At 63.4% G+C, this 12,958-nt stretch carries 12 protein-coding genes and 1 pseudogene; 4 read left to right on the forward strand and 9 right to left on the reverse strand.

What is annotated here, in order from left to right:
- Positions 1-125: 125 nt before the first annotated feature.
- The 8 genes from SA496_RS06970 to speB all read right to left on the reverse strand — a co-directional run bounded on the left by SA496_RS06970 (position 126) and on the right by speB (position 7,719).
- Positions 126-1,511 (reverse strand): sodium:solute symporter, encoded by a 1,386-nt coding sequence (locus tag SA496_RS06970; RefSeq protein ID WP_330115200.1) that lies wholly within the window; start codon positions 1,509-1,511, stop codon positions 126-128.
- A 97-nt stretch (positions 1,512-1,608) separates the two neighbouring features.
- Complete coding sequence (locus SA496_RS06975) at positions 1,609-2,331, reverse strand: class II aldolase/adducin family protein (protein ID WP_120651898.1); 723 nt, start codon at positions 2,329-2,331, stop codon at positions 1,609-1,611.
- Positions 2,331-3,062: an amino acid ABC transporter ATP-binding protein gene (locus SA496_RS06980; RefSeq protein WP_120651897.1), complete on the reverse strand. Its 732-nt coding sequence runs from the start codon at positions 3,060-3,062 to the stop codon at positions 2,331-2,333. Before SA496_RS06980 ends, SA496_RS06975 begins: the two co-directional genes overlap by 1 nt.
- Positions 3,063-3,072: 10 nt before the next feature.
- Entirely contained in the window at positions 3,073-3,816 is a 744-nt protein-coding gene (locus SA496_RS06985) for an amino acid ABC transporter permease (RefSeq protein WP_120651896.1), read from the reverse strand.
- Between the two features lie 78 nt (positions 3,817-3,894).
- The gene (locus SA496_RS06990) at positions 3,895-4,719 is read right to left on the reverse strand and encodes a transporter substrate-binding domain-containing protein (protein WP_120651895.1); all 825 of its coding nucleotides are present in this window, start codon (positions 4,717-4,719) and stop codon (positions 3,895-3,897) included.
- A 79-nt stretch (positions 4,720-4,798) separates the two neighbouring features.
- Positions 4,799-6,319, reverse strand: a complete 1,521-nt coding sequence (locus tag SA496_RS06995; protein ID WP_120651894.1) for a purine-cytosine permease family protein — start codon at positions 6,317-6,319, stop codon at positions 4,799-4,801.
- 24 nt (positions 6,320-6,343) lie between these two features.
- Positions 6,344-6,751, reverse strand: a complete 408-nt coding sequence (locus SA496_RS07000; RefSeq protein ID WP_153917984.1) for a YybH family protein — start codon at positions 6,749-6,751, stop codon at positions 6,344-6,346.
- An 8-nt stretch (positions 6,752-6,759) separates the two neighbouring features.
- The gene (gene speB, locus SA496_RS07005) at positions 6,760-7,719 is read right to left on the reverse strand and encodes an agmatinase (protein WP_120651892.1); all 960 of its coding nucleotides are present in this window, start codon (positions 7,717-7,719) and stop codon (positions 6,760-6,762) included.
- 293 nt (positions 7,720-8,012) lie between these two features.
- Here speB and SA496_RS07010 point away from each other — a divergent pair, with 293 nt between their 5' ends.
- The 4 genes and pseudogenes from SA496_RS07010 to SA496_RS07020 all read left to right on the forward strand — a co-directional run bounded on the left by SA496_RS07010 (position 8,013) and on the right by SA496_RS07020 (position 11,376).
- Positions 8,013-8,906, forward strand: coding sequence for a LysR family transcriptional regulator (locus SA496_RS07010; protein ID WP_120651891.1), 894 nt, complete (start codon positions 8,013-8,015; stop codon positions 8,904-8,906).
- Between the two features lie 139 nt (positions 8,907-9,045).
- Positions 9,046-9,357 (forward strand): annotated as a pseudogene (locus tag SA496_RS29125) (PAS domain-containing protein); the annotation flags it as partial.
- Positions 9,358-9,591: 234 nt separating this feature from the next.
- Entirely contained in the window at positions 9,592-10,611 is a 1,020-nt protein-coding gene (locus SA496_RS07015; RefSeq protein WP_371924415.1) for a methyl-accepting chemotaxis protein, read from the forward strand.
- A gap of 168 nt (positions 10,612-10,779) precedes the next feature.
- On the forward strand, positions 10,780-11,376 hold the full coding sequence (locus SA496_RS07020) for a tRNA-uridine aminocarboxypropyltransferase (RefSeq protein ID WP_330115201.1): 597 nt from the start codon (positions 10,780-10,782) through the stop codon (positions 11,374-11,376).
- Positions 11,377-11,595: 219 nt separating this feature from the next.
- Here SA496_RS07020 and SA496_RS07025 read toward each other — a convergent pair whose 3' ends face one another.
- A complete protein-coding gene (locus SA496_RS07025) occupies positions 11,596-12,948 on the reverse strand; it encodes an HlyD family type I secretion periplasmic adaptor subunit (RefSeq protein WP_120651888.1) in 1,353 nt (450 codons plus the stop codon).
- Positions 12,949-12,958 lie beyond the last annotated feature (10 nt).

Genomic DNA, 12,958 nt, shown 5'->3' on the forward strand with positions numbered 1-12,958 from the left:
TGTAGGGGCGAATGAATTCGCCCCTACAGGTTAGGTTCTCTCGGCCCCGAATAAAAAAAGCCCCGGTCGGCGGGGGCCGGACCGGGGCCGGAAATGCCGCCTCCGGGGAGAGGCGGCAGTGCAAGTCAGGCCAGTTCGCTGGCAGTTTCCGAGCGACGGGACAGCAGGCTGATCACAACGAAGCTCACCGCGCCTACAGCCAGGCTGTAGTAGATCGGGGTGTTGGCTTCGAGGCCGTCGGTGAACATGAAGATGCAGGCGGTGACGCTGCCCAGGATCATGCTGGCGATGGCGCCGGCGGTGCTGGCGCGCTTCCAGTAGATGGCGCCCAGCAGCGGAATCAGCATGCCGCCGACCAGCAGGTTGTAGGCCAGGGTCAGAGCGCTGATCACGTCGCTCACGACCAGGGCGATGCCCAGTACCACGACACCCAGCAGCAGGGTGAACAGGCGGTTCTTGTGCGCGTCGCCTTCGTCATCGGCCTTGCCACCCAGCAGCGGCCACAGGTCCTGGGCAGCGGTAGTGGAGGCGGCCAGCAGGCCGGCGCTGGCGGTGGACATCAGGGCGGCCAGGGCAGCGGCGACTACCAGGCCACGGATGCCGTCCGGCAGGGTGGTGTCGACGATGGTGGCGAAGGCGTTGTTGACGTTGTCCAGGTCAGGCAGCAGCACCTTGGCGGCCATGCCGATCAGGGCGCCGGCCAGGCCGTAGAGCACGCAGTACACGCCTGCGGCGGTACCCGCGACCTTGGCGACGTTCTCGCTGCGAGCGGTGAACACACGCTGCCAGATGTCCTGGCCGATGAAAATGCCGAAGAAGTAGATCAGGAAGTAGGTGATGATGGTGTCCCAGCCGATGGCGGTCAGGGAGAAGTAGCTTTCCGGCAGCTTGGCCACCAGAGCATCCCAGCCACCCGCGTCGCTCATGGTCATCGGCAGCAGGATAAATACCAGGCCGATGGTCATGATCATGAACTGCACGATGTCGGTCAGGGTCAGGGACCACATACCGCCGATGGTGGAGTAGGCAACCACGATGCCGCCGCCGATCAGCACGGACACCCAGAACGGCAGGCCGAACAGGACTTGCATCACGGTGCCGATGGCGATGGTGGAAGTGGCGCCGATCATCAGCGCGTACACCAGCATGATGGCGGCGCTGGCATGGCGAGCGGTCGGGTTGTAGCGACGTTCCAGCACCTGGGTCACGGTGTAGATCTTCAGTTTCAGCAGCGGCTTGGCCAGGAACAGGCTGATGCCCATGATGCCGAAGCCGAGGCTGGCGCACAGCCAGAAACCGGAAATGCCATGGACGTAGCCCAGGCGAACGGTACCGATGGTGGCGGCGCCGCCGAGTACGGTGGCAGCCATGGTGCCGAGGTAGAAGCCCGGGCCAAGGTTGCGTCCGGCAACCAGGTAGTCTTCACGGGTCTTGGCGCGGCGCATGCCGTACCAGCCCAGTGCGAGCATGGCAGCTACGTATAGGAGTACTACGAAAATATCCAAAGCCATTACAGGTCTCTCTTTCTATTGTTGTTGCCGCGACTTTGAGGCCGCGACAGGTGTTGCAAGGCGCGCAACGCTTCACACTGCGCCTCTTGTATTCGTCTTAGTCCTTGTATTCCGGGCAGTCCCTTTCGAGCTTTCTCAGCCAGGCTTCCCAGACCAGCTGGCGTTGCCATTCGCAGGCCTGGAACTGTTCGCAGGCGTGCACGCTGAGCTCGTTCGGCATCTCGCGGATGCCGCGCAGTGACGAGGCGGCGACTTGTATCTCGCACGCCTTGTTCAGGTAGTACATGACGTAGAAGGCATCGGCGACACTGGCGCCGACGCTGAGCAGCCCGTGGTGGCGCAGCATCAGGGCGATGTTGTCGCCGAGGGAGTCCACCAGGCGCTCGCGCTCACCCAGGTCCAGGGCAATGCCTTCGTAGGTGTGGTAGCCGACCCGCTGATGGAACTCGGCGCTGATCTGGTTGAGCTGGGCCAGGCCGTTGTCCGAGGCGGCCACCGCCATACCCGCGAGGGTATGGGTGTGGATCACGCAGTGGGCATCGGCGCGGGCCATGTGCACCGCGCTGTGAATGGTGAAACCGGCGATGTTGTAGTCGGCGTTGCCTTCCAGCACGCGGCCGTGCATGTCCACGACTATCAGGTCGCTGGCGCGGATTTCCTCGAACATCAGCCCGAACGGGTTGATCAGGAAGCGCGGCTCCACGCCCGGCAAGCGCACCGAGAAGTGGGTGTAGAGGGTGTCATCCCAGTCGAACAGGGCGGCCAGCCGGTAGGCGGCCGCCAGGTCACGGCGAAGGATGGCTTCGTTTTGTGCGTTCATCAGTGACGGATCTGCGAGAGGAATGCGCGGGTTCGCGGATGCTGCGGGTTATCGAAGAACTCGTTCGGGGTGGCGGTTTCCACGATCTGGCCCGCGTCCATGAACACCACACGGTCGGCCACCTTGCGGGCGAAGCCCATCTCATGGGTCACGCAGAGCATGGTCATGCCGTCCAGGGCCAGCTCGGTCATCACTTCGAGTACTTCGCCGACCATTTCCGGGTCCAGCGCCGAGGTGGGCTCGTCGAAGAGCATGACCTTGGGGTTCATGCACAGGGCACGGGCAATGGCCACCCGTTGCTGCTGGCCGCCGGACAGTTGGCCGGGCTTCTTGTGTGCCTGGGAGCCGATGTGCACCCGGTTCAGGTAACGCAGGGCGAGTTCCTCGGCCTGCTTGCGGCCCATGCCTCGCACCTTCATCGGGGCCAGGGTGCAGTTCTCCAGCACTGTCATGTGCGGGAACAGGTTGAAGTTCTGGAACACCATGCCGACTTCACGGCGCACGTGGTCGCTTCCGGATTTGGTGGAGATGTCCTGGTCCTCGACCGTGATGGTGCCGCTGTCATGGGGATTGAGGCGATTGATGCAGCGGATCAGGGTCGACTTGCCAGAGCCCGACGGGCCGCAGATGACGATCTTCTCGCCCTGGCGTACCGACAGGTTGATGCCCTGCAGCACCTGGAAATCGTCATAGTGCTTGCCGACGTTCTGCAGACGAATGATTTCGTTCATGGCGGGCTCCTCAGATACGGCGCATACGAGCCAGGGTGCGTTGCACCAGGCCGACGGATTTGCTGCTGGCACCACCCTGGGCATCCCAGGACAGGCGTCGTTCGAGGCCGCTTTGCATCCAGGTCAGGGTGTAGACCATGACGAGGTAGTAAACGAGGGCGACGGCGTAGTACTCGGAGAACTGGAAGGTGGTGGATACCGTCTGCGAGGTGACCGCCATCAGTTCCTGCAGGGAGATGACCGAGGCCAGCGAGGTGATCTTCAGCAGGGTGATGAATTCGTTAGCCGTTGGCGGCACGGCGATGCGCGCGGCCTGGGGCATGATGACGTAGCGGAAGGTGTGCCAGCGCGACAGGCCCAGGGCGTGGCCGGCGGCGTACTGCCCCTTGTCGACGGCCTTCAGTGCAGCGCGGTTGATTTCCACCTGGTAGGCGGCTTCGTTGAGGGACAGCGCGATCCAGGCGGCGATGAAGGGGGTGAACCACTCTTCACGGAACACCGGGAAGAATTGCGGCAGTGCGTTCCACACGAACAGCAGTTGCAGAAGGGTCGGCGCGCCACGGAAGACGCTGAGAACCCCGCGCAGGGTGCTGCGCCAGACGCTCGGCGGACCGTCCAGGGCCAGGGCGCAGGGAATGGAAATCAGGATGCCCACCGAGTGGGACACCAGCGCCAGGATCAGGGTGATGCAGGCGCCGCGGAAGAAGTGCCAGGACGTCAGGGCGTCCCAGAAGACAGTCACATCGAAGTTCATGTACGTGTCCTGCGTGAATGGAAGCGTGCCTTCGCACCCTCTCCCGCATACGGGAGAGGGGCGGGCGGTTGGCCTTGCTTACTGCGCGGCGGTTTCCAGGTTGGCTGGATCGAGCTTCCATTTCTCGGCGATGGCCTTGAGGGTTCCATCGGCCTTCAGTGCAGACACGGCGTCCTGAACGGCCTGCTTGTCTTCCGGGTTGGGGCGCATGTAGGCGCCGAAGATGTCCTTCTCGGGGAATGCGTAGAGGGTCTTGAACTGGCCCGGGGTCTGCAGTTCGCGATACGCAAGCTCGGTGTCCTGGGACAGGCCGGCGGCGGCGCGGCCGACCAGGACTTGCTGGGCGACGTCACTGCCTTTCGGGTAGGTCTGCAGCACGGCCGGGGTCTTGCCGGCGGCCTTCAGGTCGGCGTTGAGCTTCTCCATGATGGTCACGTAGCGGGTGCCGGATTGAACGGCCACCACCTTGCCGGACAGGTCGTCCAGACTGTTCAGCTTGAGGTCACCCTTGCCACTGCCGAAGACGATGGTGGCACTGGCCAGGTAAGGCACGGCGTTCAGCTTCTGGACTCGCTCCGGAGTGATCAGCGTACCGCTGATGACCGCGTCGCAGCGCTTGGCATCCAGGCCCGGAAGCAGGCCGGTGAACTCGGTGACGATGAACCGCGGCTTGACGCCCCAGTGCTTGGCCAGCGCGCGGATCAAATCCGCGTCGAAACCGCTGGGCTCGCGGTCACCGGTCTTCTCGAAAAACTCCAGCGGCGGGAAGGTCGGGTCGGAACAGACCTGGAAGCTTCCCGAACTCACGAACGAAGGTTTGCCGTCAGCGGCCATCGCGCCACCGCTCAGGGTGGCGGCGAAGAGGCCCGCGAGGGCAAACAGTTTCAGCGGACGATTGGTCATCGTGTAACTCCTTCAAGGCGTTTTGCAGTGGTTGTTGTTGTTAGGCAGTCGCAAAAAAGATGGAGCTGTTTCTTCGTTGTTACGCGGCTTCAGGGGAAACCTGAGCGGATACTTGGGAAGTCTTGCCCGAGGGGACCCAACGCGGACCTTTGGGACCGTAGACGGCGGCCGGTTCCGGGAAGATCGCCAGCAGTACCAGGTACAGCAGGGCGGCCGTGCCCAGAGTGACCGGCAGGCTGATATCGATGCCACCGGCCAGCTCGCCAAGCGGGCCGACGAACTGGCCCGGGAGGTTCACAAAGCATAGGCCGACCACGGCGCTCGGGACCCAGGCGCCCATGCCGCGCCAGTTCCAGCCGTTGGTGAACCAGTAGCGGCCACCGGACTGGCCACGGGTGAAGACTTGCAGGTCGTCCGGGCAGTAGAAACCGCGGCGGATGATCAGGCCGAGGATCATGATCACCATCCAGGGGCTGGTGCAGGTGATGATCAGCACGGCGAAGGTGGACACGCTCTGCACCAGGTTGAAGGCGAAGCGGCCGACGAAAATGAAGCCGATGGACAGCACGCCGATCATCACGGTGGCCTGCACGCGGTTGAGCAGGCGCGGGAAGACCGAGGACATATCCAGGCCGGTGCCGTAGAGCGAGGTGGTGCCGGTGGACATGCCGCCGATCACCGCAATCAGGCACACCGGCAGGAAGAACCAGGCCGGGGAAACGGCCAGCAGGCCGCCGACGTAGTTGTTCTGGGCGATGTAGTCCGGGGCCTGCACGGCAACGATGGTCGCGGTGACCAGGCCGAACAGGAAGGGGATCAGGGTGGCGAACTGCGCGGCGACAACCGCCAGCATGATGCGCTGCTTCGAGGTTTCTCGCGGGATGTAGCGCGACCAGTCGCCCAGGAAGGCGCCGAACGAGACCGGGTTGCTCATGGCCAGCAGGGCGGCGCCGATGAAGGCGGCCCAGAAGCCTTCCTGGCCGAGGTTCACGGAACCGGCGTAGGCAGCGTCGAATGGACCGGCGAAGGCGAAGATGCCCAGCAGGAACATGACGCTGGCGGCCCACACGGCAACCTTGTTCACCAGCAGCATGAAACGGAAACCGTAGATGCACACCACCAGCACCAGCACGGCGAACAAGCCATAGGCCAGGCCGAGGGTCAGGTCGGTTTCCGGAAGGTCGAACAGGCGTTTGGCGCCGCCCACCAGGGCGTCACCGGAGCTCCAGACCGACAGCGAGAAGAATGCGATGGCGGTGAGCAGGGAGAGGAAGGAACCAACGATACGACCATGCACGCCGAAGTGAGCGCCCGAGGACACCGCGTTGTTGGTGCCGTTCAGCGCGCCGAATACGCCCATGGGAGCGAGGATCAGCGAACCTACCAGCACGCCCAGCAGGATGGCCCAGAAGCCGGCCTCGAAAGACAGGCCGAAGAGCACCGGGAAGCTGCCGAGCACAGCGGTGGCGAAGGTGTTCGCGCCGCCGAAGATGAGGCGGAACAGGTCCAGGGGGCCGGCATCCCGTTCATGATCGGGAATCTGCTCGACACCATGTGTTTCTATTCGGGTGACTGCGTGATCGTTTTTGTTGTTATGCATTTCTTACTCTCCCAGGGAACCTCGTCAGGTCGGGGGCAGATGCTCCGGCATAGCCGACAAGTGCTCGTGACAGGCCAACCAGCGGCCGCTTTCTTGTTGCCGACGGAAAACGATGGTTTCCCGCTCGCGGCTTTCTATTTCTTCACCCTGGATGCGCAGGCGTGTGGCGACGTCGTGGTAGAAAATCGCCACGTCGCCCTGCAGGCTCACCACGGGGTTGATGGATTCGCACGCCAGCACCTCGAAACCTTCGCGCTGCCAGCTTTCCCACAGCTCGCGATAGGCGGCGCGGGTCGGCAGCGGCTTGTCGCAGGTGTGGAAGACGAAGCTGGCGTCTTCGCTGAAGGCGGCGAAGTAGGCTTCGGTATCGTTCGCGGCGAAGGCGGCCACCAGCATGCTGGCGGCCTCCAGGACGTGTTGCTTTTCGCTCATGGCCGGACTCAACGACGCTCTACGCCCGGCAGGATGCAGAGCATTTCGTAGAGCAGGTTGGCGCCCAGCAGCGAGGTATTGCCGGTGGTGTCGTAAGGCGGGGAGACCTCGACCAGGTCGCAGCCGATGACGTCCAGGCCCTGGCAGCCACGGATGATTTCCATCGCCTGGATGGTGGTCAGGCCACCGATTTCCGGGGTGCCGGTACCGGGCGCCCAGGCTGGGTCGATGCCGTCGATGTCGAAGGAGAGGTAAACCGGGCCGCCGCCAACTTTCTCGCGGACTTCAGCCATCAGCGGAGCCAGCGACTGGTGCCAGCACTCTTCGGCCTGCACCACGCGGAAGCCCTGCTTGCGGCTCCAGTTGAAGTCTTCGGCGGTGTAACCCTGGGCACGCAGGCCGATCTGCACAACACGATCGCAATCCAGCAGGCCTTCTTCCACGGCACGGCGGAAGGTGGTGCCATGGGCGATCTTCTCGCCGAACATGTGGTCGTTGACGTCGGCGTGGGCGTCGATGTGTACCAGGCCCACCTTGCCGTGCACCTTGTTGATGGCACGCAGGATCGGCAGGGTGATGGTGTGGTCGCCGCCCAGGGTCAGCGGAACGATGCCGTGGCCGAGGATGCGGTCATATTCCTGCTCGATGATGCGCACGGCTTCGAGCAGGTTGAAGGTGTTGATGGCCACGTCGCCGATGTCGGCCACGTTGAGCGAATCGAAGGGGGCAGCGCCGGTCGCCATGTTGTACGGGCGGATCATCACCGATTCGGCGCGGATTTCACGCGGACCGAAACGGGTACCGGAACGCAGGGAAGTACCGATGTCCAGCGGAACGCCGACGAAAGCGGCATCCAGGGCATTGAGTTCTTCAGAGGATTGGATGTGCGGCAGGCGCATCATGGTGGCGATACCGCCGAAACGGGGCATCTCATTGCCGCCCAGGGGCTGATGGAGTTTTTTGTCCACGGGGTGGCCTCACGGTTGTTGTGGTTGTAGGTAGTGGGCGGATTCTGGTGACAGTGCCATCAGGGAAAAATCGCTGGCGGCAAATAATTACTTCAAGGATTTCTAAACTATCGGGAGCGGGTAAGATGGCCGCTTGCCGACAGGGGCGTGGTTCCTTGTAGGGGCGAATTCATTCGCCAAGGGCTGCGCAGCTGCCCCGATCGGCTCCAGGGAAGGGGCAGGACTGCGTCCTGCTTGGCGAATGAATTCGCCCCTACATCGTTCGTTTGCACCTGGAACCGAGAGTGCCCCCCATGTCCACCGCCATGCCCGACCTGAAACTCCTGCGCATCTTCGCCAGCGTGGTGCGTAACCAGGGCTTCGCCGCCGCGCAGCAGGAGCTGAACCTCTCGACTTCGGCCATCAGCACCTACATGAGCCAGTTGGAAGGGCAGGTGGGCCTGACCCTCTGCCATCGCGGGCGCGGTGGGTTCAGCCTGACCAGCAAAGGCGAGCTGTACTATCAGGAAACCCTGCGTCTGTTGGGAGAACTGGAAAGCTTCGAGCGCTATTCCGCGTCCCTCAAGGGCGAGCTGCGCGGCACGCTGAACCTCGGGGTACTCGACTCCACAGTGAGCGATCCGGCATTGCCACTGGCCGAAGTGATCGGCGCCTACAGCCAGGAACACGCGGCGGTGCACTTGCACCTCTCGGTGATGAGCCCCTATGACCTGCAACTCGGCGTGCTGGATAACCGCCTGGACCTGGCCATCGGCGCCTTCTCCACGCGAATGAACGGCCTGGTCTACCAGCCGCTCTATCGCGAACAGCACTGGCTCTACTGCAGTGAACGCCACCCGCTGTACAACGAGCGGCGCATTCCCGCTGAACTCATCACCCAGCAGCGTATGGTCGGGCGCGGCTACTGGAGCCAGGCGGAACTGGCGCGCCATGGTTTCAAGCACAGTGCGGCGACCGTGGAGTCGATGGAGGCGCAATTGATCCTGGTGCTTTCCGGCGCCTACATCGGTTACCTGCCGGAGCACTACGCGCAACCCTGGGTCGAACAGAAGAGTCTGCGAGCACTGCTGCCGGCGACCTTCGGCTACCAGGCGCCGTTCTCCATGATCCTGCGCCGGGGGCGGGCCAAGGAGCCGCTGATCCTCACCTTCCGCGACCTGCTGCGGGCGCAGTTGAACCTGCGTTGAGTTTCACGGATTTATTGCGACGCGCATCACATTGTCGTGGGGGTGACCTCACAGTTCTTGTGGGTTTTCGTGTTCGCCGTGCTAGACCTCTTTTACCGGGACGAGTGGCAAAGCGCCCATTCACAAGGAGATGTCAGCCATGCGTCAGAATCTGCCCGTGAGCCAGCGGGAGCGTACGTTCAGCGCCGATGAAAGGCTGATATCCACCACGGACCTCAACAGCAAGATCACCTACTGCAACGATGCCTTCGTCGCCATCAGCGGTTTCACCCGCGAAGAACTGATCGGCCAGCCTCACAACATCGTTCGCCACCCAGACATGCCGCCGCCGGTGTTTGCCCATATGTGGGAGACCCTCAAGCAGGGCAAGCCCTGGATGGGGCTGGTGAAGAACCGTTCGAAAAACGGCGACTTCTACTGGGTCAGCGCCTACGTCACACCTGTCTACGAAGAGGGCCGGATGATCGGTTTCGAGTCCGTTCGCTCGGTGCCCAGCCGCGAGCAGATCGCTCGGGCCGATGCGCTCTATGCCCGTTTGCGGGCTGGCAAGTCGCCGGTGCCGCAACTGGAATACTGGAGCTACGACTTCATGCGCTCCTGGCCGGTGATACTGGCCACCCTGGTGCTCTTGGGCGGCAACCTGTCGCTGCAGGGTTGGCCGTCGCTGCTGTTGACCCTGGTGACAATGCTCGTGCTCGGCTCCTTCCAGTTGTATCGCTATCGGCAGACCATCCGCCGCACGTTGGCCGGGCATCCCAAGGCCTTCACCAGCGGCCTGGTGGCCCTGACCTACACCGATAGCCGGGGTGCCCAGGCATTGCTGGACATGGCCATGATCAGTGAAGAGGCGCGCCTGCAGACGGCCCTGACGCGCCTTGAAGATGCCGGCGAGAGCGTCAAGCAGCGAGCTGCCGAGGCCGCGCGCCTGTCCCGCTCGGAAGCCGAGTTGCTGGAGCAGCAGCGTAGTGAGACGGATCAGTCGGCCACGGCCATCAACGAGATGGCAGCGACTATCCAGGAGGTTTCCCACAACGTCAGTCACACCGCCCACGCCGCCGAGGAAGCCGAGCGGCTGGCCCGTCAGGGCAACGACCTTGCCGGCGAAAGCCTGGATGCCATGCGCCACATGGCCGAAGCGGTGAGTGAGATCGGCCGTGCAGTGCATGATCTGGCCGAGTCCACCCAGTCCATCGGCAGTGTGGCAGACGTGATTACCGCCATTGCCGAACAGACCAACCTGCTGGCGCTCAATGCCGCCATCGAGGCGGCGCGGGCGGGTGAGCAGGGCAGGGGGTTCGCCGTGGTGGCGGACGAGGTACGTACCCTGGCCTCACGCACCCGCCAGTCCACCGAGCAGATCCACGAGATCATCGCGTCACTGCGTGCCGGTGCCGATCGTGCGGTCGCCACCGCCAGTCGTGGTGAGGTCATCTCCCGCGACAGCGTGAACAGCGTGCAGGCTGTGCGCGAAGCCCTGGAAGGCATCAGCCAGGCGGTGACCCGAATCACCGGAATGAGCCAGCAGATGGCCGCCGCTTCCGAGCAGCAGAGCCATGTGGCCGAGGACATCAGTCGGCAGATCACCCGCATCGCGCAGCTCTCCGACCACAGCGCGGGACAGGCCCAGGAAGGCGCCGCCATCAGTCAGGATCTGGAGCGCATGGCTGACTACCTGCACAGCCTGGCGGAGCGGTTCAATCGGTAGGCCGGTGCAGGTGGGTTCCTTGTAGGGGCGAATTCATTCGCCAAGGGATGCACAGCATCCTCTGCAATTCCGCAGGCCGGCCCTGCGGTCCGGTCGGCAATTGATATGGCCCTTACAGCATGTCGTCCGGATGCCCTGTGGCAGAATGCTCCTCTCAGGAGATCCTTCATGCCCCGCCCGCACTGCCCCCGCTGCCAGCGCCCCGAAACCCATTGCCTGTGCCCGCTGATTCCGCATCTGCCCAGCCGCACCCGGGTGCTGTTGTTGCAGCACCCGAGCGAGGTGAACCATGCCCTGAACACCGCGCGCCTGGCGGCCCTTGGATTGGCGAATGCGGAGCTGCGCGTGGGCGAGCGATTCATTGATCTGGCCGAGACACTCGCCGATACCCGGTACCGCGCCTGCCTGCTGTTCCCCGGCGATGATGCCCGCCCTGTGGCCGAAGTGGCCGACGACGATCCGCGTCCGCTGCTCCTCGTGGTGCCCGACGGAACCTGGCGCAAGGCGCGCAAATTGCTCTACCTCAACCCCGAACTCGAAGCGCTGCCGCGTGTGACGTTGCCGGTCGGGCTGACCTCCCGCTACCGCTTGCGCAAGGCACCGATGGCCGGGGCGCTGTCCACGATCGAAGCCATCGTTGCCGCCCTCGACATCCTCGAAGCGCCGGCGCGTTACGACAACCTGCTGCGACCGTTCGATGCGCTGATCCAGGGGCAGATCGAGGCGATGGGGGAAGAGACCTTCAGGAAGAATCACGGCTCATGACGAGCGCCGATCCCGGTCATTGGCACGGCCTGCTTCATGTAGGAGCGAATTTATTCGCGAAGGGCCGCGCAGCGGTCCGTGGTTCCGCATCGCGAATGAATTGGCTACCACAGGAAATTCGTACGGTGGATGACGCTCTTTTCATCCACCAGCGGTGTTCAGCTCAGCGTCGAATGGTGGAAATGAAAAGCGACTTCCACGCTACAGTTCGTTCACGGCCTAGCGCTCGCGCATCGCTTCCTGACGGGCTTTCAGCACCGGCTTGAGCAGGTAGTCCAGCACGCTCTTCTGGCCGGTGATGATGTCCACCGTGGCGACCATGCCAGGGATGATCAGCAGCGGGTGATCGTCCTTGCCCAGATGATTCTTCTCTGTGCGCACCTGGATCAGGTAGAAGCTCTTGCCTTCCTCATCCTGGATGGTGTCGGCGCTGATCAGCTCCAGCCCAGCCTTGAGGCCGCCGTAGATGGTGTAGTCGTAGGCGGTGAACTTGACCATGGCTTTCTGGCCAGGGTGCAGGAAGGCCACGTCTTGCGGGCGGATGCGCGCCTCGATCAGCAGGCTGTCCTCCAGCGGCACCACTTCCACCAGATCGCTGCCGGGCTGGACCACGCCGCCGATGGTGTTGACCTTTAACTGCTTGATCACGCCATGCACCGGCGATACCACTGTGGTGCGACTGACGCGGTCGTCGATGGCTTTGCTGTTGGACGTGATCTTCGACAGTTCGGTGCGGGCTTCGTTGAGTTCCTTGAAGGCGTCGGAACGGAAGGACAGCCGGCTTTCTTCCATCTTCCGCTCGATCTCCGACACGGCCGATTCGGCGCGGGGAATGGCCAGGTTGGTGGCTTCCAGTTCGCCACGGGTTTCCACGGCGCTGCGCTGCAGGCGAAGGATTTCCACCTGGGAGATGGCACCGGCCTTCACCAGCGGCTGGGACATGTTCAGCTCCTGCTGAATCAGCCCGAGGCTGGAGCGGTATTGCTGGCTCTTGGAACGGAATTCGGCCAGTTCCTGTTTCTTCTGCCTGAGTTGTTCGCTGAGGATGCGCTGTTCGCTTTCCAGGCGATCGGTGCGTGCCCGGTAGAGGGACGTCTCGTCCTCGGCCAGTTGCGGTGCGTCGCGGGTAATCTCTTCGGGCAGTGCCATCTCACGACTTTCGGCCTCCGCTGAGAGACGTTCCACCTTGGCCATTAGCGCAAGGCGGTCCGCTTCGCTCTCACCCTTGTTGGACCTGAAGCGGGTGTCGTCCAGACGCAGCAACACGGTGCCCTTGTCCACTACCTGGCCTTCGCGCACGAGAATCTCGGAGACGATGCCGCCCTCGAGGTTCTGGATGATCTGGACCTTGCTGGAGGGGATGGCCTTGCCTTCGCCCGTGGTGACTTCATCGAGCACGGCGAAATAGGCCCAGACCAGCGCCACCAGCAGCAGGGTGCAGGCCACCCAGACGGTGACGCGGGTCGCCCGCGGCGAATCCTCCGCCATGGCGCCGGCCACTTCCGGCATGAACTCGGCGTCGCTGCGATCGCGGCGGCCGAAGTAGCGGTTGGGTGATTCTGCGCTGGCCATGCTGTGTCTC

Origin of the sequence: Pseudomonas sp. JS3066 (assembly GCF_036328175.1) — a bacterium.
Classification (GTDB): Bacteria; Pseudomonadota; Gammaproteobacteria; order Pseudomonadales; family Pseudomonadaceae; genus Metapseudomonas.

Bases quoted from the DNA above. Each gene is read 5' to 3' on its own strand.
- SA496_RS06970 (WP_330115200.1), bottom strand. From the start codon at position 1,511: ATGGCTTTGGATATTTTCGTAGTACTCCTATACGTAGCTGCCATGCTC.
- SA496_RS06975 (WP_120651898.1), bottom strand. From the start codon at position 2,331: ATGAACGCACAAAACGAAGCCATCCTTCGCCGTGACCTGGCGGCCGCC.
- SA496_RS06980 (WP_120651897.1), bottom strand. From the start codon at position 3,062: ATGAACGAAATCATTCGTCTGCAGAACGTCGGCAAGCACTATGACGAT.
- SA496_RS06985 (WP_120651896.1), bottom strand. From the start codon at position 3,816: ATGAACTTCGATGTGACTGTCTTCTGGGACGCCCTGACGTCCTGGCAC.
- SA496_RS06990 (WP_120651895.1), bottom strand. From the start codon at position 4,719: ATGACCAATCGTCCGCTGAAACTGTTTGCCCTCGCGGGCCTCTTCGCC.
- SA496_RS06995 (WP_120651894.1), bottom strand. From the start codon at position 6,319: ATGCATAACAACAAAAACGATCACGCAGTCACCCGAATAGAAACACAT.
- SA496_RS07000 (WP_153917984.1), bottom strand. From the start codon at position 6,751: ATGAGCGAAAAGCAACACGTCCTGGAGGCCGCCAGCATGCTGGTGGCC.
- SA496_RS07010 (WP_120651891.1), top strand. From the start codon at position 8,013: ATGTCCACCGCCATGCCCGACCTGAAACTCCTGCGCATCTTCGCCAGC.
- SA496_RS07015 (WP_371924415.1), top strand. From the start codon at position 9,592: ATGCTCGTGCTCGGCTCCTTCCAGTTGTATCGCTATCGGCAGACCATC.
- SA496_RS07020 (WP_330115201.1), top strand. From the start codon at position 10,780: ATGCCCCGCCCGCACTGCCCCCGCTGCCAGCGCCCCGAAACCCATTGC.
- SA496_RS07025 (WP_120651888.1), bottom strand. From the start codon at position 12,948: ATGGCCAGCGCAGAATCACCCAACCGCTACTTCGGCCGCCGCGATCGC.